The sequence below is a fragment of the Thauera phenolivorans genome (assembly GCF_001696715.1).
GTDB classification, from domain to species: Bacteria; Pseudomonadota; Gammaproteobacteria; order Burkholderiales; family Rhodocyclaceae; genus Thauera; species Thauera phenolivorans.
In genome coordinates, this window is record NZ_MBFM01000004.1 from 366,857 (window position 1) to 385,211 (window position 18,355).

Consider the following 18,355-nt stretch of genomic DNA (forward strand, 5'->3'; position numbering starts at 1 on the left):
CGCTTCACAGCGGCAGGGCCGTTTCGTTCTTGATCTCGCGCAGCGCCACCGCCGAATTGACGACGTCGATCTCGGGGATCTTGAGCAGGAAATTGTGCATGAAGGCCGACAGCGCCTCCATGCCGGGCAGATAGAGCTTGAGCAGGCAGTCGGTCTCGCCGAGCAGCTCGTAGCACTCGATGACCTCATCGCAGCCTTTCACCACCCGCTCGAAGCGCTCGAGCACGTCGGCGCTGTGCTGCTTGAGCTTCACCCGCACCCACACGCAGGTGCCCAGCCCGATCTTGTGTCGGTCCACCAGCACCACGTGCGCGCGGATCAGGCCCGCCTCCTCCATTTCCTTCACCCGCCGCCAGCAGGCGGTCGGCGACATGCCGACGCGGTCGGCCAGCGCCTGGGTGCTGAGGGTGGCGTCCTTCTGCAGCAGGCTCAGGATCTGACGCTGCGTCTGATCGAGCTTCATTCACCCACCCCCGAAGTCGTGCGCGAAGGCGCCGGCGCGCGGCCGACCCTCAGCGCTTCCAGCGCACCGGATACCTTGCGCGGTACTTCGCCACCTTAGGCGCCACCACGTACTGGCAGTACGGCATGTCGCTATTGTTCTCGTAATAGCTCTGGTGTTCGTCTTCCGCCGGCCAGAACGGCGCGGCGCGCTCGACCCGGGTGACGATCGCCTTCGGAAACACGCGCTGTTCGCCGAGCTCCTCGATCACCGCGAGCGCGGCATGCAGCTGGTCCTCGTCCTGCGCGAAGATCACCGAGCGGTACTGGGGGCCGACATCGTTGCCCTGGCGGTCGCGGGTGGTCGGATCGTGGATCAGGAAGAAGATGTCGAGCAGCTTGCGGTAATCGACTTCCGCCGGGTCGAACTCGATCTTCACCACCTCCGCGTGACCGGTGCCGCCGCTGCATACCTGACGGTAGGTCGGCGACTCGACGTGCCCGCCGCAGTAGCCGGAGACCACCGACCTCACCCCCTCGACCTCGCGGAACACCGCCTCGAGGCACCAGAAACAGCCGCCACCGAAAATCGCGGTTTGCAGCCCGGGTTCGATCGTCGCGTCAGTCATCGGTCTTCGCCCTTCTTCTCAACGGAAAGAGAAACCATACTCCAGATCCACCGAGTTGTCGGTGCCTCCCCGCAGGATCAGCGCGAGCCGGCGCGACAGCTGGTAACTCAGCTTCACCAGCGTCTCCGCTCCGCCCAGGCTCTGCTCGAAGGAGAGGAAGAGATCGGTGTCGAGGCGCTTGCCGAGGCTCAGCACGCTGCCGCCCACGGTCGGCCCGCTGGCGATCCGCGAGCCGCCGCCGACCACGCTGCTGGTGGCGGTGTGGGAGGTGCTGCCGAGCTCGCCCTGGCCGATCGAGAAGGTGTCGAAGCCGAGGCTGCGCGACAGCTGGTCGGTCATGCCCCCGCCCGGGCCGCCGAACAGCGCCTGCGCGGCCGGCAGCAACAGGCCGAGGTCGGCGCCGGAGCCGGCGTCGGGCGCGCGCCCGAGCACCAGCCAGGACAGCTTTTCCGGATCGGGGACGTTGGGCTGGGACACCAGCTTGACCATGGGCCGGCGTGCGCTGCCGGTGACCGCGACGCCCGCCTCCACGGCCAGCCCCTTGCGCAGCGCGACCACGTTCAGGCCCGGATTGTCGAGCGGCCCCTGGAAGTTGACCACGCCGCGGTCGATCGTGAGGTTCTGGCCATAGCCGCGGAACACGCCGCCGACGGTTGACACGCTGCCCACCGCCGCCAGCGGCAGACCGGGGCGCGCTCGCAGCATGAGCTCGCCGGCGAGCCGGGTCTCGAGCCCCATCGCCGACAGGTGCAGTGCTTCGCCGAGCCGCACCCGCACATCGGCGGTGACGGCGAAGCCACCCTCCTTCGGCGCGTCGTCGCGGCCGAGCACCACGACGTCGTCGGACAGGCTGGGCGGCGGCGACTCGGCGAACTCGATGTAGCCGGCGTCGGCGACGAAGTCTGCCTCGAGCTTCAGCGAGGTCCAGGTCGAGCGCGCCTCGCCCTTGCCCGACAGGATCATCCAGCGATCGGGGCGCTGCAGCAGCGGCAGCCGGTCGGCGTCGAAGACGAAGCGGCCGTCGCCGCTGTCGAGCGCGATTTCCCCCGAGGCGCTCAGGATCCCCGGCGTGGCGGTGAGCGCATCGACCGGGAGGTCGCGCTTGTTCGGCCGGACCCGGTTGGGCGAGACGAAGGCGAGCCGCTCCAGGCGCACGCGGTCGCGGTCGAAGCCGAGCTCGAGCGCGCCACCGGACAGCACCAGGCCCTGGTCGATCAGCGCCAGCTCCAGATCACCACCGGAGAGGCGTCCGCTCACGCTCGGATTGCCCACCGTACCGCCGAGGCTGATCTCGCCGGCGATCCGCCCGCCGGTCTCGACGCTCTCCTGCATCAGGCGGCCCAGCCACGTGATCGATGGCATGTCGAGCCGTGCCGAGCCGCTGAGCGGTGCCTGCGGGGCGACCGTCCACATGCCGCCCTCGCCGCGGCTGGCCTGCACCGAGGCGCTGCCTTCGACGCGGCCGAGCTCGGTACCGCGCCCGTCCAAGCTCAGCGATAGGCGGTCGCCGCGCGCCACCAGCGTGGCCTCGAGCGCCTCGATGCCGAGGCGGGTGCGGATCTCGCCCTCGAGCGTGACATCGCCCGACTCGCGGAACACGCGCGCCTGCCCGTCGAGGGTGTCGGCCATGCGCAGATCCCACTCGGCGCCGAGCACCAGCGGTCCGGGGCCGCGCCGCGGCCGGCCGTCGGCACGGGTGAGCGGCCCGAGCGCCAGCCCGCTCATGGTGCCGCGGGCAACGGTCTCTGTCGGCGACCAGCGTGTCTCGCGCAGACGGATGCGGCCGCGCTCGCCGGCCTCGATCTCGGCCGCGCCGAGGCTGACCCGGCTCGGCGAAAGCTCCAGCTCGGCCGGCGCCTGCAGCCGCGCAGCGACGCGACCGCCGGTCTCGAGCGCGGCGAGGCGGCCTACCCAGTCGAAGCCGCTCTCGCCGCCGGCGGCGACGCGTTCACGCAGCCCGCCTTCCAGCACCATGCGCACGCGGTCGTCTTCCAGCCCGGTCGCGCTAAGCTCGACACGGTGCTTCGCGCGCGTGCCCTCGGCGCCGAGGCGGGCGTTGTCGATCAGGTCGGGATGGGCGACGCCGTCGGCATCGGTGCCGGTGCGACCGAGCCCGCTGAGGCCGAGCGAAAGGTCGAAGCGGCCGTCCTGCCCGGCATCGAGCCGACCGGCCCCGTTGATGCCCGCGAGGCGGAGCTCGCCCGGCAGTCGCAGGGCCTCGCCGAAGAGCTCGAACTCGCCGGCAGGGGCGGCCATCGTCCCGCTGACCGTGCCCTCGAGACGGGCCTGGCCGCCGAGGCCGTAGCCGAGCGCGCGCAGCGCGGGCGCGTCGAGCAGCAGCGCGAGGCGATCGCCCGCCCCACCAAAGGCCCCGCTGCTGCGCAGACGGTTGCCGGCGAGGTCGAGCGCGAGATCGACCTCGGGCAGGCGCTCACCCGCCAGCACCAGGCGCCCCCTGCCCTCCAGCGGCAGCTTGTCGAAGCGACTGGGCGGGATGCGGAAGTCGAGCCGCGCCGCCTGCGGCAGGCCCGCGGCCGGCAGCTCACCGCTCGCCTCGAGATCGAGGTTGAGCCGGGCCGGCGGCGCGGTGGCGAGCAGCGCGCGTGGATCGACATCGCGCAACTGGCCGGAAAGATTGAAGCTGCGCGGCGCGCCGGCCTGTTCGCCGGCAAGCAGCTCGGCGTCGGCCTCGATGCGGGCGGCGCCCACGCCGAGCGCGAGGGTGAGCGCCTGGCGCAGCGCGTCGGCCTCGGCGTCGAGGCGGCCGGCGACCGCCTGGCTCGGCAGTCGACGGTCGAGGCGGGCGGGGTCGATGCCGCTGAGTTCGAGCGCGGCGACGAGCTGGCCGAAGGCGGTCTGCGCCGCCTCGGATTCCGTTACGGCAGGCGGTGGCCCATCGTCGCCCTCGGCGCCGCCCGCCCGCCCTGCTTCGGGCGGCACGGTGTCGACAAGCCCCGCCTCGCCGGTGTCTGCGCCTGCGGTCGCGGGCGGGCGCCACGCGACCCGGCCGCTGATACGGCCCTCGCCGGGCAGGCGGATGTCGAGTTCGTCGAGGCTGACCTGCGCCGGCTGCCACTCCAGCCGGCCCGCGAAGGATTCGAGCGGCAACTCGCCGGCATCGACGGTACCGGGCTGGCGGTTGTCGATCCGTATCGGCCCGGCGAGCAAGGTGTCGCCCGCCACGGGCGCGGCGAGCTCGGCGTCGATGCGCAGCGCCGCGCGCGGCGCGCCCTCGACGAAGGCCGCCGGATCGAGTTCGCCGGCGCGCAGCGTGAGCGCGCGCAGCAGGCGTTCCTCGAAGGGCGTGGCCGCGGCCTCGGCCCGGGCGGTCAGGCCTTCGCCCTGCGCATCGAGTTCGATCCGCGGGGTGAGGAGGCTTTCGCCGAGCACCGCCTGGGCGCGGACGCTGCGACCCTCGAGGCTGGCGTCGATCGCCGCGCGCGCATCGAGCGCGAAAGGCGAAGCGCCGCCGAGCACGGCGTCGGCCGCAATGCTGCCCTGGGGCAGCGTCATCAGCAGATAGCGCAGCCGATGGGTGCGACCGTCGCTGACGAGCGAGGCGGAAAGACCGGAGAATCGGAAACCCGCGGCCGCAGCCTCGTCGGCCGCGGAATCGGCGGCCTCGGCAGGATCGGTCGCCGCCTCGGCCGCCTCCTTCATCGCGGCCGCGGCCCCGCCGGCGGTGTCGGCGGCCGCCTCCGTCTGCGCCGCGGCCTCGACCACCGCATCCACCGGCTCCTTGCCCGCGCCTGCCGCCGGCGCCGTCTCGTCGGGTGGCGGAGCACCCTCCGGCGGCCTGACGGCACCCGCGTCGAGGTCGCCATCAAGCTCGCGCAGCGCGAAGCGCCCGAGCTCGAGCCGGGTGATTTCGACCGCGAGCGGCAGTTCCAGGCTTGCAGGCGCCTCCATCGGACCCGGATCGGGCTCCTCGGCCGTGCGTCGCGCGACGTCGACACTCGCCGCGGCGAGACGGTCGATCTGCAGCCGGCGCCCGAACAGCACGCCTGGCTGCCAGAGCAGTTCCACCTCGCGCACGTCGAGCGTGAGGTCGGGCATGCGATAGCGGACCGCATCCAGGCGAAGCGGGCCGAGCAGGCGGCCGCGCGCGCCCTCGACCTCGAGGGCGCCGCCGGTCGCACGCGCGCCGAGCCCGAGCGCCGCATGCAGACCGGACTCGGTTCCCAGCAGCCAGCCAAGCGCGCCGATCAGCGCGGCGGTCGGCACCAGCACGCCGCCCGCGATCCAGGCGGCGATACGACGCTTGCGCGGCGGCGACACGGCCGGCGCGGAATCGGACGCGGGAGCGGGCGGCGCACGCATCGGAAGTCAGCCGAACAGGGCGCGAAGGCCCTCGCCCGGATCCGCCACGCGCATGAAGGCCTCGCCGACGAGGAAGGTCTGCACCGCGTTGTCCCGCATCAAGGCGACGTCTTCGGGCGCAAGAATGCCCGACTCGGTGACGACGATGCGCTCGGCCGGCACCCGCTGGCGCAGTTCGAGGGTGGTCTGCAGCGAGACCTCGAAGGTGCGCAGGTTACGGTTGTTGATGCCGACGAGCGGCGTCTGCAACTGCAGCGCGAGCTCGAGCTCGTCGCCGTCATGCACTTCGACCAGCACCGCCATGCCGTAGTCGCGCGCGATCGCCTCCATCTCCTGCATCTGCGCGAGGTCCAGGCTGGCGACGATGAGCAGGATCGCGTCCGCCCCCATCGCACGCGCCTCGTGCACCTGCCAGGGGTCAACGAGGAAGTCCTTGCGCAGCGCGGGCAGCGCGCAGGCGGCACGCGCCGCCTGCAGGTACTCGGGCGCGCCCTGGAAATACTGGCGGTCGGTCAGCACCGAGAGGCAGGCGGCGCCGGCGCGCTCGTAAGCCGCGGCGATCTCCGCCGGTCGGAAGTCCGCGCGGATGACGCCCTTGGACGGGCTCGCCTTCTTGATTTCGGCGATCACCGCCGGACGGCCGGCGGCGTGCCGCGCGCGGATCGCGCCGACGAAGTCGCGCGGCGCGGGCTGGGCCTCGGCCTCGGCGCGCACCACGGTGAGCGGCCTCGTGGCGCGCGCGGCGGCGACCTCCTCGACCTTGGTCGCACAGATCTTCTGCAGGATGTCGCTCATCACGCCCCCCCGAAACGACGGGTGTATCGCACGAACTCGTCGAGCTTGGCGCGCGCCGCCCCCGAGGCGAGGATCTCGCGCGCGCGGCCGACGCCTTCCTCGATCGAACCGACCAGGTTGGCGGTGTACAGCGCCACGCCGGCGTTGAAGACGACGATGTCGCGCGCCGGACCGGGCTTGTTGTCGAGCACGCCGAGCACCACCTCGCGCGACTCGGCGGCGTCCTCGACGCGCAGGTTGCGGCTGCTCGCCATCGGCAGGTCGAAGTCCTCGGGATGCACCTCGTACTCGCGCACCGCGCCGTTCTTCAGCTCGCCGACCATGGTGGCGGCGCCGAGGCTGACCTCGTCCATGCCGTCCAGGCCGTGCACCACCATCACGTGGTCGGCGCCGAGGCGCTGCATCACCCGCGCCAGGATGCCGACGAGGTCGGGGTGGAAGACCCCGAGCAGGGTGTTGGGCGCGCCGGCGGGGTTGGTGAGCGGGCCGAGGATGTTGAAGATCGTGCGCACCCCCATCTCGCGCCGCACCGGGGCGACGTTCTTCATCGCGCTGTGGTAGGCCGGCGCGTACATGAAGCCGATGCCGGTGGCCTCGATGCACTCGCCGACCTGCTCCGGGCTCATGTTCAGATTGACCCCGAGCGCCTCGATGAGGTCCGCCGCACCCGACTTCGACGACACGCCGCGGCCGCCGTGCTTGGCGACCCGCGCCCCGGCAGCGGCGGCGACGAAGATCGTGGTGGTCGAGATGTTGAAGGTGTTCGAGCCGTCGCCGCCGGTGCCGACGACGTCGAGGAAGTGCTCGTGTGGCGGCGGCACCACCACCTTGGTGGACTTCTCGCGCATCACCGTGGCGGCGGCGGTGATCTCGTCGATGGTCTCCTTCTTCACCCGCAGGCCGGTCAGGATCGCGGCGGTCATCACCGGCGAGATCTCGCCGTCCATGATCTGGCGCATCAGCGACAGCATCTCGTCGTAGAAGATCTCGCGGTGTTCGATGGTGCGTTGCAGTGCCTGCTGCGGCGTGATCATGCTCATCTGGATGGTCCTTGCATTCAGCTCAAGTGCGACGCGAAAACGCTGTCTCAGCGCCGTTCGAGGAAGTTCCGCAGAAGATCGTGGCCGTTCTCGGTCAGGATCGACTCGGGATGGAATTGAACGCCTTCGACCTCGAGCGTCTTGTGACGCACGCCCATGATCTCGCCGTCGTCGGTCCAGGCGGTGATCTCGAGGCAGTCGGGCAGGCTCTCGCGCTCGATCGCGAGCGAATGATAGCGGGTGCAGACCAGCGGGTTCGGCAGGCCGCGGAAGACGCCGCTATCGGTGTGGTGCACCGGCGAGGTCTTGCCGTGCATCATCCGCCGGGCATGGACGATCCGCGCGCCGAAGGCCGCGCCGATGCTCTGGTGGCCGAGACAGACGCCGAGGATCGGCAGCTTGCCGGCGAATTCGCGGACCGCCGCCACCGAGATGCCGGCCTCGGCGGGGGTACAGGGCCCGGGAGAGATGACGAGCTGCTCGGGATGGAGGTTCGCGATCTGTTCGAGGGTGATCTCGTCGTTGCGGAACACCTTCACCTTTGCCCCCAGTTCGCCGAAGTACTGCACGAGGTTGTAGGTAAAGCTGTCGTAGTTGTCGATCATCAGCAGCATGGTCGTTGTTCCTGTTCGGACGGCGGAGCGGGCGCGCATGCGCCTGTCCGGGCCCGGGGGTCTCGCGATCGAATGATTATTGCCGTGCGGTCGGATGCTGTGCAGCATTCACCGCACGACCACCGCAATGCGCGCGGGCGCCCTCGACATCGCGCCCCCGTGCGCCGCACGCCCGCCGCTCAAAACCGCGTGTCCAGCCCGCCCTCGGCGATCTCCGCCGCGCGCAGCATGGCCAGCGCCTTGTTCTGGGTTTCCTGCCATTCCGAATCGGGGTCGGAGTCGGCGACGATGCCCGCGCCGGCCTGGACATGGATCTGGCCGTCCTTGACCACCGCGGTGCGGATCGCGATCGCGAGGTCCATGTCGCCGTGGAAGCCGAGATAGCCGACCGCGCCGGCATAGATGCCGCGCTTGACCGGCTCGAGCTCGTCGATGATCTCCATCGCCCTCACCTTCGGTGCCCCCGACACGGTGCCCGCGGGGAAGGTCGCGCGCAGCACCGCGAGCGCGTCGAGCCCCTCCTGCAGCCGGCTCTCGACGTTGGAGACGATGTGCATCACGTGGGAGTAGCGCTCCACGCTGAAGCGCTCGGTGACCTTCACCGAGCCGACCTGCGACACGCGGCCGGCGTCATTGCGGCCGAGGTCGAGCAGCTGAAGGTGCTCTGCGAGTTCCTTCTCGTCGGCGAGCAGCTCCTTCTCGAGCGCCAGGTCCTCGGCCAGGTTCGCGCCGCGCCTGCGGGTGCCGGCGATCGGCCGCACGGTGACGTTGTCGTCCTCGAGCCGCACCAGGATCTCGGGCGAGGCGCCGACGACATGGAAGTCCTCGAGATTGAAGTAGAACAGGTAGGGCGAGGGGTTCAGCGAGCGGATCGCGCGGTAGAGCGCCATGGGGCTGGCGGCGTAGGGCTTGCTCATGCGCTGGGAGAGCACCACCTGCATGACATCGCCATCGACGATGTACTGCTTGGCGCGCCGCACCGCGTCCTTGAAGGCCGCCTCGCCGAAGCTCGAAACCGCCGGCGCCGACTCGGCGCGCGACTCCTGCGGGATGTTCGCCGGCGCGCGCAGGCGTGCGAGCAGCTCGCGCAGGCGCTTTTGGGCGCGCTTGAAGGCACCCGGCACCTCGGGCTCCGCATACACGACCAGGGTCAGCTTGCCGCTGAGGTTGTCGACGATCGCCAGTTCCTCGGACAGAAGCAGCAGGATGTCCGGCGTACCCAGGGTGTCGGTCTTGTCGGTTTTCGCCAGGCGGGGTTCGATGTAGCGCACCGTGTCGTAGCCGAAACAGCCGACCAGGCCGCCGGCAAAGCGCGGCAGGTGTTCGCGCGGCGGCACCTTGATGCGGTTCATGAACTCGGCGACGAAGTTCAGCGGGTCGCCGTAGTCGCGCCGTTCGACGAGGCGGTTGCCGGTCAGCAGCAGGGCTGAACGCTCATAGACCTCGATGCGGGTGGGCGAACTCAGACCGATGAAGGAATAGCGGCCGAAGCGCTCGCCGCCCTGCACCGACTCCAGCAGGTAGGTGTAGGGCTCGTTGGCCAGCTTGAGGTAGATCGAAAGCGGGGTATCGAGATCGGCGAAGGTCTCGAGGGTGACCGGGATGCGGTTGTAGCCCTCGGCGGCGAGGGCGTTGAAGTCTTGTTCGAGCATGGACGCTCCACGTAAAACGATTCGGTTCGGACGGTGCTGTTGCGGGTCCGGGCCGGCGCCTGAGTGCGGGCGGGGCGGCCAGCCACCCGCGAGGGTGGGATGTGCTCAGTGGCCCAGAGGCCAGCGCCAGCCGCCCCGCCAGCAGGCCTGCTGGGCGGAGGGAGCGGTGGCGGGGAAGCGGTCCGAAACCCGGTTTGCGAGCGTCACGATGCGTTCTTCGATGGAGTCCTGACGGGGGGTGCGCGGCTCACGCCGGAGCGATGCGGTCCAGCGCCTGTAGTGCGTTCGATAGTAGCCCATCGCATTCGATAGTGTCCACCGGCACCCCCTCCGAATACCCATAGGTCACCAGCAGCACCGGCATGCCCGCGCCGCGCGCGGCCAGCGCGTCGTTGGCGGAGTCGCCGATCATCAGCGCCTCGTCGGCCGCCACGCCGAGCAGACCGCAGGCATGGACCAGCACTGCCGGGTCGGGCTTCTTCACCGCCAGGGTGTCGCCGCTGACCACCGCGTCGAAGTGATGGGCGATGCCGACCCGCTCGAGCAGCGGCAGAGTGAAGGCCTCGGCCTTGTTGGTCACCACCGCCAGCCGGAGCCCGCCCGCGCGCATCGCCTGCAGGGTGTCGATCACCCCCGGGTAGATGCGGGTGCACTCGCCATTGACCACCGCATAGTGGCCGCGGAATACATCGACCGCGCGCTCGATCTCGGCCTCGGTGGCGCTCGTGCCCTCGGTCATGCAGCGCCGCACGAGATGGGGGATGCCCTTGCCGACGAAGCCATGCACCTCCTCCTGGCTGCGCGGCGGCCGGCCGAGCTCGGTGAGGGTGCGGTTCGCCGCCTCGGCGAGATCCACGATGGTGTCGAGCAGGGTGCCGTCGAGGTCGAACAGCACCGCGCGCACCGGGTAGCGCAGCGCCGTCATGCCGCACCCGCCTGCGCCAGTTCGGCGCGCAGCGCGGCGATCACGCTGTCGTAGCGGTTGGGATCCTCCTCGCGACCGGCGCCGAACACCGCGGAACCGGCGACGAAGGTATCGGCCCCGGCGCGGGCGATCTCGGCGATGTTGTCCACCTTCACCCCGCCGTCGATCTCGAGCTGAATGCGGCGGCCGCTGACCGCCTCGTAGGCGTCGAGCTTCGCGCGCGCGGCGCGCAGCTTGTTGAGCGTCTCGGGGATGAACTTCTGACCGCCGAAGCCGGGGTTCACGCTCATCAGCAGCACCACGTCGAGCTTGTCCATGACGTGGTCCATGTGGCCCAGGGGTGTGGCAGGGTTGAACACCAGCCCCGCCTTGCACCCCGCTTCGCGGATGAGGCCCAGGCTGCGGTCGATGTGCTCCGACGCCTCGGGGTGGAAGGTGATGATGTCGGCGCCCGCCTTGGCGAAATCGGGGATGATGCGGTCGACCGGCTTCACCATCAGGTGCACGTCGATCGGGGCCTCGGTGTGGGGGCGGATCGCCTCGCACACCAGCGGGCCGATGGTCAGGTTCGGGACATAGTGGTTGTCCATGACGTCGAAATGAACCCAGTCCGCCCCGGCGGCGATGACCCGGGAGACTTCCTCGCCCAGACGGGCGAAGTCGGCGGACAGGATGCTGGGGGCGATGCGGAACATGCGGCACTCCGAAGAGGTGATCGAGTGCGGATTCTACCCTCTGCCCGCGCCGACGCGGCCTCAGAACTCGAGCACTTGCCCCTGACGAAGCGCGCGCGGCGCGAAGCGGCCGGCGGCCGCGCCGATCTCTTCCATGATCAGCTCGCCGACACCCGGCTTGAGGTGGCTGACATGCACCTCGGGGCTGACCTCGAGGGCGGCGAGCATCTCGCCGAGGGTGGCCGGACACAGGTGGCGCGAGGCGGCGGCGAGGTCACGCTGGGCGTCGGGGAAGGCGGTCTCGACGATCAGGTGGCGCAGCGCGGGCTGGCGGTTGATCGCCGCGACCTGCGCCGCGCACGTCGCGGTATCACCCGAATAGAAGAGCTGGCCCGAGCCGCTGTCGATGCAGTAGGACACCGCGGGCACCGTGTGCAGCGCGGGATGGGCGGTGAAGCGGCGTCCGTCGAGCGCCAGGCTCTCGCCGACGGCGAGCGGCTCCAGCCGAAGGTAGGGGCGCTCGGGCGCGGGCAGGACGCTGAAATCGGGCCAGATCAGCCAGTTGAAGACATGGGTCCGCAGGATGTGCAGGGTTTCCGGGCTGGCATGAATGGTGATCGGCGTGCTGCGCAGGTCGCCCACCGAGTCGATCAGCAGCGGCAGCGCGGCAATATGGTCGAGATGGGCGTGAGAGAGGAAGACGTGGTCGAGGCGCGCAAGCGCGTCGAGCTCGAGTTCGCCCACCCCGGTGCCGCAATCGATCAGGACGTCGTCGTCGATCAGGAACGCGGTGGTGCGCGCCTGCGCCCCGCCGATTCCACCGCTGCATCCGAGCACCGTGAGTTTCATCGAAATTCCGGGCGCGGGCCCCATCATCGGGCACCCGGCGCCTGCATCGTCTCAGTATCTTCGAACAAGAACGATAGCACCGCCGGGTGCGCCCCGGATGTGCAGCCGGTCACGCCCCGCAGCTGGGTTCAGCCTCGTCGGAAGAAGGCCATCTTGACCCCCGCGATCTCGATGATGTCGCGCTCGGCAAGGGCCTGAGCGCGCGGCCCGAGCGGCTGGCCGTTGACCAGGGGCGGATTCTCGCCCTCGACGTGGCTGAGGAAGTAGCCCTCGGGCCGCCGGCTGACGACTGCGACCGAGCCGCCGGCCTTGCCGAGAGTGGTCAGCGGCTTGCCGAGCTCGAGTTCACGACCCGCGTTCGGCCCGCTGAGCAGTTGCAGCACGCCGAAACCGGCAACCGCGGCGCCGCGCTCGAGCACCCCGGTCGCCAGTTGCTGGGTGCTGGTCGTCGCGGCGGCGACGCCGAGGTCGGCGGTCGGCGACAGATCGAAGGGCTTGAGGGCGGCGGTCTGCACCATCTCCGACGGCGACAGCCCGGGCAGGGAGGCGTCGGCGAGGAACTTCAAGCGGTACTTGCCGAGCTCGACGACGTCGTTGTTGCGCAGCACGTGCTTCTTGACCGGCTGGCCATTCACGTAGGTGCCGTTGGTGCTGTTGCGGTCCTCGAGGAAGGCATCGTCGAGGATGCAGGTGATGACCGCATGCTCGCCGCTGATGGCGAGGTTGTCGATCTGGATGTCGTTTCCGCTGCGACGGCCGATGGTGGTGCGCTCCTTGTCGAGCACGATCTCCTTGAGCACCAGACCGTCCATGCTGAGGATCAACTTCGGCATTCGATGCACGCCTTGAGGGAAAAAAGGGTGGGGCCGGCGGCCCCGTCAATCGTCATTGTGCACCGCCGGCGCCTCGACGAGAATCAGCGACACGTTGTCCGCGCCGCCATGGTCGAGCGCGAGCCCGAGCAGCCGGTCGGCGGCCACCTCCGCCGTCGGCGCGGTGGCCAGCACCTGGCCGATCTCCGCGTCCGACACCATGTCGGTGAGGCCATCGGAGCACAGCAGGAAGCGGTCGCCCGGCAGTACCGGATGGCGCCCGAGCTCGGGGACGACCGCCAGCCCCGCGCCCAGCCCGCGGGTCAGCATCCCTGCGAGCGGACCGCCCTCGGCCACGTCGAGACCGGCGTCGAGGCGTTCCTGCAGCAGCGAGTGGTCGCGCGTGAGGCGCGCCAGCCGGCCATCCGAGAAGCGGTAGAGTCGCGAATCGCCGACATGGGCGCACACCACCTGGTGCGACAGGAAGATCGCGGCGACCACCGTCGATCCCATCCCCGCGAGCAGCGGCATGCGCCGCCCTTCGCGCAGCAGGCCGAGATGAGCGTCATGCACCGCGCGGCGCAGCGCCTGCTCTGCAAGCGCCGGATCGTCGGCGTCGGCGGCATCCGCCGCGAGGCGCGCGAGCACCGCGTCGACCACCACCCGCGCGGCGACGTCGCCCCCGGGATGGCCGCCCACGCCGTCGGCGAGCACGGCCCAGCCGCGCGCGGCATCGAGGCCGAGCGCGTCCTCGTTGCGGCTGCGCACCCGGCCGCAATCGGTCCTGCTCGCAATCGCCATCTCGCTCACCCCGGCCACGCGTGGAATCGACGCAGAAGAAAAAGCGCCGGACTCGCCGGCGCTCGGTCACGATCGGATCGGATCGAGGATTACAGCAGGGCCTTCAACAGCTTGGCCATTTCGGACGGGTTGCGGGTCACCGTGAAGCCGCACTCTTCCATGATGGCGAGCTTGGCATCGGCGGTGTCCGCGCCACCGGAGATCAGCGCACCGGCGTGGCCCATGCGCTTGCCGGCCGGAGCGGTGACGCCGGCGATGAAGCCGACGATCGGCTTCTTCATGTTCTCCTTGCACCACATCGCGGCTTCGGCTTCGTCGGGACCGCCGATCTCGCCGATCATGATCACCGCGTCGGTGTCCGGATCGTCGTTGAACATGCGCATCACGTCGATGTGCTTGAGGCCGTTGATCGGATCGCCGCCGATGCCAACCGCGGAGGACTGGCCGAGGCCGATCTCGGTGAGCTGGGCGACGGCTTCATAGGTCAGGGTGCCGGAACGCGACACCACGCCGATGCGACCCTTCCTGTGGATGTGACCGGGCATGATGCCGATCTTGATCTCGTCGGGCGTGATCAGTCCGGGGCAGTTGGGACCCAGCAGCAGGGTTTCCTTGCCGCCGGCTGCGACCTTCTGCTTCATCTTGTTGCGCACGACCAGCATGTCGCGGACCGGAATGCCTTCGGTGATGCAGATCGCCAGATCGAGGTCGGCCTCGCAGGCTTCCCAGATCGCGTCGGCGGCGCCGGCCGGCGGCACGTAGATCACCGACACGGTGGCGCCGGTCGCTTCCTTGGCGTCCTTGACCGAGCCGAAGATGGGCACGTCGAGGACCTTCTCGCCGGCCTTCTTCGGGTTCACCCCGGCGACGAAGCAGTTCTTGCCGTTCGCGTACTCGATGCACTTCTCGGTGTGGAACTGGCCGGTCTTGCCGGTGATGCCCTGGGTGATGACCTTGGTGTCTTTGTTGATCAGGATGGACATTCGCAACTCTCCTTACTTGACCGCAGCGACGATCTTGGTCGCGGCTTCCGCCATGGTGTCGGCGGTGATGATCGGCAGACCCGACTCGGCGAGGATCTTCTTGCCGAGGTCTTCGTTGGTGCCCTTCATGCGCACCACGAGCGGGACGGAGAGATGCACTTCCTTGGCCGCGGCGACGACGCCGGTGGCGATGGTGTCGCAGCGCATGATGCCGCCGAAGATGTTGACCAGAATGCCCTTCACCTTGGGGTTCTTGAGCATGATCTTGAAGGCTTCGGTGACCTTCTCGGTGGTCGCGCCGCCGCCGACGTCGAGGAAGTTGGCCGGCTCGGCGCCGAACAGCTTGATCGTGTCCATGGTGGCCATCGCCAGACCGGCGCCGTTAACCAGGCAGCCGATGTTGCCGTCGAGCGAGATGTACGCGAGGTCGAACTTGGAAGCCTCGATCTCGTCGGCGTCTTCCTCGTCGAAGTCGCGGAAATCGACGATTTCCGGGTGACGATAGAGCGCGTTGGAGTCGAAGTTGAACTTGGCGTCGAGGGCCTTGATGTTGCCGTTGCCCTCGAGGATCAGCGGGTTGATCTCCGCCAGCGAGGCATCGGTTTCCATGTAGCAGGTGTAGAGCTTCCTGAAGGCGTCGACCGCCTTGTCGAGCGAGCCTTCCGGCACGCCGATGCCCTTCGCCAGTTCGAGCGCCTGCTCGTCGGTGAGGCCGACGAGCGGGTCGACGAAGACCTTGATGATCTTCTCGGGCGTGCTGTGGGCGACTTCCTCGATGTCCATGCCGCCTTCGGAGGAAGCCATGAGTGCGACCTTCTGGGTGGCACGGTCGGTCAGCGCGGCGACGTAGTATTCCTTCTTGATGTCGGCGCCTTCCTCGATCAGCAGGTTGCGCACCTTCTGGCCTTCAGGGCCGGTCTGGTGGGTCACGAGCTGCATGCCGAGGATGTCGCTGGCGTGCTGGCGCACTTCATCGAGCGAGCGGGCGAGCTTGACGCCACCGCCCTTGCCGCGGCCGCCGGCGTGGATCTGGGCCTTCACCACCCAGACCTTGCCGCCGAGTTCCTCGGCGGCCTTGACCGCGCCATCGACGGAAACGCAGTGGAAGCCGCGCGGCGTAACGACGCCGAATTTTCTCAGTAGTTCTTTTGCCTGATACTCATGGATCTTCATGGTTGCCCTTGGATCAAAGTCACGACGGCAAGCACCGCCGCGAACAGGTTGATGGGACGGTTCGGAGCGCCGCTCCACGGCAGGCGTCGTCTCCCTCGACCGCCGTCCGCCACCGCCCGCCGGGACGCACTGCCCGGCCTCCCCTCGCGACCACACCCCGATGCAATTGGGGTTTGTCGCAAGATCGGCGGATTATAACCGCATTCAAGCCGTTGTTTGGGTGGCGAAGCGCGCCTCGCGCCTGGCCTCAGGCAGCGCCCGACCGACCGCGATACCACTTCGGATAGTAGCGCCGCGCCACCTCGCCCGTGGTGTCCAGTGCGTGACAGCGATCGAGCTGGAAGGGCTTGTGCGGGCTGGCGTCGGCTTCGCGGCGGAAGGTGGCCATGGTCTGGATCGCCGTGGTGGGGATCGACATGAGCAGCTCGGTCAGGTGCGTGCAGCCGCGCACGTCGCCGAACATCTCCCCGACCTGGCTGCGAAAGCCGCGCACGAGGTTGAGGCCGATGAGCCGGCGATAGGCCGGGCCGATGGTGTCGCAGAAGCCCGGGTAGGGCACGGCATCCGAGCAGGCGACCGCGTCGACGATGTTGAACGCCGCATCCACGGTGACCCGCACCCGCAGAAGATGGATCGGTTCGCCCGCGGCCCGCAGGCCGGACTCGAGCGGATAGTCGATGTCCTTGACGTCGGTCAGCGAGGCCTCGATCTCGAGCAGCCCGTCCTCGCGGACAAAACCCTCGAGTTCGAGGCGGCGCACATGGGCGCGCTGGCGGGGAGCAGTTGAAGGCGGAAGAGGCATCGTCACGTACGCTTGCGTATGTCTGGGAGGCGATCATAACCGATCCGCGCGAGGCTCCCACGATGCCCGCCGGTGCCGATATGCGAGGACTGCTTCACGGTGCGGCGTTTACTCTGCCCGGATTTGCCCCCGGGCGCTGGAAGGGGTCGGACGACTCTGATACAACCGCGACATGACATGCAATGCCAGCGGCACAGACCGATCATGACGAACAACAGGACCTCCCTCGCCACCCTGGTCGCCGCCACCTGCTTCGGCGCCGCGGGCCTCGCCCATGCCGTTACCCTCGGCGAGGCCAGGCAAGTGTCGGCGCTTGGCGAACCCTTCCGTGCCGAGATCAGTGCCCCGGGCGCGAGCGCAACCGAGGTCGCCGGCTGCCTGCGGCTCGCCGCGCCGGCGGGCGATCGCGGACTGCCCTGGCTGCGCGAGGGCCGCATCGACGTCCTCGGCAGCGGCACCCAGGCGCGCGTCCTCGTGAGCTCGCCCGCCGCGGCCAACGAGCCCGCGCTGATGATGGCGATCGAGGACAATTGCGGAACCCGGCTGCGCAAGGAGTATGTGCTGCTGCTGCCCTTCGAGCGCGACCCGGTGGCGGCCGGACCGGCACCTGCGCCAGCCGTGCGTGCACCGCGCGCACATGCGCCCGCGCCCGGCTTTCGCGCAGAGACTTCACGAAGGGCCGTACCCAGCGCCGGCACAAACGGACGCCCCCATGCACGCCCGGCGGCCCCAGCGAAACCATCGGCGCCGGCGCGCGCGGTACCGCAGGAGCCGGTGCGCGTTGCCGCGCTCGGCCGCAGCGCCGTGGCGCTCGGCGCGATCGACACTGCCGCCCAGGAGGCCGCACTGAGCGCCGCCCTGGATCGCAGCATCGAGACCGAGCTGGCGCTCCAGACCCGCATCCGCCAGCTCGAAGCGATGCAGGGCGAACTGATGGCGCGCGGCAAGGCGCTCGGGCAGAAGGTAGCCTTCAATGAAGCATCGGGCGAAGCTGCGTTCGCGAGCGCGAAGCCGGCTGCGTCGCTCGCCGCCGGCGCGGCCCGACCGGCCGCCCCCGCCGCAGTCGCTGGCGGACCGACTGCATGGTACGGCGCCGGCGCGATGACGCTGCTCGGACTCGGCCTGCTGCTCGCGCGACGCCGACGTCGAGACGCTGCCGCAGTGCCGGCGGACGAGTCCACGATGGCTGTCGCCCACGCCTCGCCGGCGCGTGCTGACGCGCCGATCGAACCGACCCAGATGCTCGACGACCCGCGCCAGCGCATCGCACCGATCGAGGTCGAGGACGACGCCATCACCGAGCAGGATTCGGCGATCGAGCTGGCCAACATCATGCTGAGTTTCGGCCGCGTGCAGGGCGCGGCGGACACCCTCGCCGAGTTCATCCACCGCCACCCGAAGCAGGCGGTGACCCCCTGGCTGAAGCTGCTCGAGGTGTATCGCGCCGCAGGCATGCGCGCGGAGTTCGAGGAGCTGACCCGCCGCCTGCACCAGACCTTCAACGTCCGCGAGGTGGCGTGGGAAGACTACGCGCTGTCGCGCCTGTCGCCGATCTCGCTCGAGGCCCTGCCTCACATCATGCGCCAGGTGGCGCGACTGTGGGGCACGCGGTCCTGCCAGGTCTACCTGCAGAGCCTGCTGCGCGACAACCGCGGCGGCAAGCGCGAAGGACTGCCGCTCGCGGTGGTCGACGACATCCTGCTGCTCTCGGCCATGCTCGATCTCGATCTCGGCCCGCTGCCCCTGCCGGAGGAGCAGCCAGAGGCCTGAGCCGGCGCCTGTTCAGACCGGATTGTCGAGGTCGACGAACTCGGCCTCGAGGCCGCACTCCCCCCGCAGGTGGTG

At 69.7% G+C, this 18,355-nt stretch carries 16 protein-coding genes; 1 reads left to right on the top strand and 15 read right to left on the bottom strand.

Annotation, left to right across the window (positions count from 1 at the left end):
• Positions 1 to 4 precede the first annotated feature (4 nt).
• The 15 genes from BB334_RS11615 to BB334_RS11685 form a co-directional block, all read right to left on the bottom strand.
• Positions 5 to 463 carry an Lrp/AsnC family transcriptional regulator gene (locus BB334_RS11615; RefSeq protein ID WP_068808659.1) on the bottom strand — a complete coding sequence of 153 codons (459 nt, stop codon included), beginning with the start codon at positions 461 to 463 and terminating at the stop codon, positions 5 to 7.
• A gap of 49 nt (positions 464 to 512) precedes the next feature.
• On the bottom strand, positions 513 to 1,070 hold the full coding sequence (msrA, locus tag BB334_RS11620) for a peptide-methionine (S)-S-oxide reductase MsrA (protein WP_068808660.1): 558 nt from the start codon (positions 1,068 to 1,070) through the stop codon (positions 513 to 515).
• A gap of 18 nt (positions 1,071 to 1,088) precedes the next feature.
• Complete coding sequence (locus BB334_RS11625; RefSeq protein ID WP_232756723.1) at positions 1,089 to 5,348, bottom strand: translocation/assembly module TamB domain-containing protein; 4,260 nt, start codon at positions 5,346 to 5,348, stop codon at positions 1,089 to 1,091.
• Positions 5,349 to 5,396: 48 nt separating this feature from the next.
• Positions 5,397 to 6,185 (bottom strand): indole-3-glycerol phosphate synthase TrpC, encoded by a 789-nt coding sequence (gene trpC, locus BB334_RS11630; RefSeq protein WP_068808662.1) that lies wholly within the window; start codon positions 6,183 to 6,185, stop codon positions 5,397 to 5,399.
• The gene (gene trpD / locus BB334_RS11635) at positions 6,185 to 7,225 is read right to left on the bottom strand and encodes an anthranilate phosphoribosyltransferase (protein WP_068808663.1); all 1,041 of its coding nucleotides are present in this window, start codon (positions 7,223 to 7,225) and stop codon (positions 6,185 to 6,187) included. Before trpD ends, trpC begins: the two co-directional genes overlap by 1 nt.
• A gap of 47 nt (positions 7,226 to 7,272) precedes the next feature.
• Complete coding sequence (locus BB334_RS11640; protein WP_068808664.1) at positions 7,273 to 7,839, bottom strand: aminodeoxychorismate/anthranilate synthase component II; 567 nt, start codon at positions 7,837 to 7,839, stop codon at positions 7,273 to 7,275.
• Positions 7,840 to 8,018: 179 nt separating this feature from the next.
• Positions 8,019 to 9,491: an anthranilate synthase component I gene (trpE, locus tag BB334_RS11645; protein WP_068808665.1), complete on the bottom strand. Its 1,473-nt coding sequence runs from the start codon at positions 9,489 to 9,491 to the stop codon at positions 8,019 to 8,021.
• A 247-nt stretch (positions 9,492 to 9,738) separates the two neighbouring features.
• Complete coding sequence (locus BB334_RS11650) at positions 9,739 to 10,416, bottom strand: phosphoglycolate phosphatase (protein ID WP_068808666.1); 678 nt, start codon at positions 10,414 to 10,416, stop codon at positions 9,739 to 9,741.
• The gene (gene rpe / locus BB334_RS11655) at positions 10,413 to 11,111 is read right to left on the bottom strand and encodes a ribulose-phosphate 3-epimerase (RefSeq protein WP_068808667.1); all 699 of its coding nucleotides are present in this window, start codon (positions 11,109 to 11,111) and stop codon (positions 10,413 to 10,415) included. Before rpe ends, BB334_RS11650 begins: the two co-directional genes overlap by 4 nt.
• A 60-nt stretch (positions 11,112 to 11,171) precedes the next feature.
• A complete protein-coding gene (locus BB334_RS11660) occupies positions 11,172 to 11,939 on the bottom strand; it encodes a 3',5'-cyclic-nucleotide phosphodiesterase (protein WP_068808668.1) in 768 nt (255 codons plus the stop codon).
• 128 nt (positions 11,940 to 12,067) lie between these two features.
• Positions 12,068 to 12,772 (bottom strand): FHA domain-containing protein, encoded by a 705-nt coding sequence (locus BB334_RS11665; protein WP_068808669.1) that lies wholly within the window; start codon positions 12,770 to 12,772, stop codon positions 12,068 to 12,070.
• Positions 12,773 to 12,817: 45 nt separating this feature from the next.
• Entirely contained in the window at positions 12,818 to 13,552 is a 735-nt protein-coding gene (locus BB334_RS11670) for a PP2C family protein-serine/threonine phosphatase (RefSeq protein WP_068808933.1), read from the bottom strand.
• Positions 13,553 to 13,641: 89 nt separating this feature from the next.
• Positions 13,642 to 14,535 carry a succinate--CoA ligase subunit alpha gene (sucD, locus tag BB334_RS11675; RefSeq protein WP_068808670.1) on the bottom strand — a complete coding sequence of 298 codons (894 nt, stop codon included), beginning with the start codon at positions 14,533 to 14,535 and terminating at the stop codon, positions 13,642 to 13,644.
• A gap of 12 nt (positions 14,536 to 14,547) precedes the next feature.
• On the bottom strand, positions 14,548 to 15,708 hold the full coding sequence (gene sucC / locus BB334_RS11680) for an ADP-forming succinate--CoA ligase subunit beta (protein WP_068808671.1): 1,161 nt from the start codon (positions 15,706 to 15,708) through the stop codon (positions 14,548 to 14,550).
• Positions 15,709 to 15,955: 247 nt separating this feature from the next.
• Positions 15,956 to 16,510: a DUF2889 domain-containing protein gene (locus BB334_RS11685; RefSeq protein WP_068808934.1), complete on the bottom strand. Its 555-nt coding sequence runs from the start codon at positions 16,508 to 16,510 to the stop codon at positions 15,956 to 15,958.
• 204 nt (positions 16,511 to 16,714) lie between these two features.
• Between BB334_RS11685 and BB334_RS11690 the strand changes: the two genes are divergently transcribed.
• On the top strand, positions 16,715 to 18,280 hold the full coding sequence (locus tag BB334_RS11690) for a type IV pilus assembly protein FimV (protein WP_068808672.1): 1,566 nt from the start codon (positions 16,715 to 16,717) through the stop codon (positions 18,278 to 18,280).
• The last annotated feature ends 75 nt before the right edge of the window (positions 18,281 to 18,355 follow it).

Coding starts and splice junctions, on each gene's coding strand:
- BB334_RS11640 (WP_068808664.1), bottom strand. CDS start 7,839: ATGCTGCTGATGATCGACAACTACGACAGCTTTACCTACAACCTCGTG.
- rpe (WP_068808667.1), bottom strand. CDS start 11,111: ATGTTCCGCATCGCCCCCAGCATCCTGTCCGCCGACTTCGCCCGTCTG.
- BB334_RS11615 (WP_068808659.1), bottom strand. CDS start 463: ATGAAGCTCGATCAGACGCAGCGTCAGATCCTGAGCCTGCTGCAGAAG.
- trpC (WP_068808662.1), bottom strand. CDS start 6,185: ATGAGCGACATCCTGCAGAAGATCTGTGCGACCAAGGTCGAGGAGGTC.
- BB334_RS11665 (WP_068808669.1), bottom strand. CDS start 12,772: ATGCCGAAGTTGATCCTCAGCATGGACGGTCTGGTGCTCAAGGAGATC.
- BB334_RS11670 (WP_068808933.1), bottom strand. CDS start 13,552: ATGGCGATTGCGAGCAGGACCGATTGCGGCCGGGTGCGCAGCCGCAAC.
- BB334_RS11660 (WP_068808668.1), bottom strand. CDS start 11,939: ATGAAACTCACGGTGCTCGGATGCAGCGGTGGAATCGGCGGGGCGCAG.
- BB334_RS11685 (WP_068808934.1), bottom strand. CDS start 16,510: ATGCCTCTTCCGCCTTCAACTGCTCCCCGCCAGCGCGCCCATGTGCGC.
- msrA (WP_068808660.1), bottom strand. CDS start 1,070: ATGACTGACGCGACGATCGAACCCGGGCTGCAAACCGCGATTTTCGGT.
- trpD (WP_068808663.1), bottom strand. CDS start 7,225: ATGAGCATGATCACGCCGCAGCAGGCACTGCAACGCACCATCGAACAC.
- sucC (WP_068808671.1), bottom strand. CDS start 15,708: ATGAAGATCCATGAGTATCAGGCAAAAGAACTACTGAGAAAATTCGGC.
- trpE (WP_068808665.1), bottom strand. CDS start 9,491: ATGCTCGAACAAGACTTCAACGCCCTCGCCGCCGAGGGCTACAACCGC.
- BB334_RS11690 (WP_068808672.1), top strand. CDS start 16,715: ATGACGAACAACAGGACCTCCCTCGCCACCCTGGTCGCCGCCACCTGC.
- BB334_RS11650 (WP_068808666.1), bottom strand. CDS start 10,416: ATGACGGCGCTGCGCTACCCGGTGCGCGCGGTGCTGTTCGACCTCGAC.
- sucD (WP_068808670.1), bottom strand. CDS start 14,535: ATGTCCATCCTGATCAACAAAGACACCAAGGTCATCACCCAGGGCATC.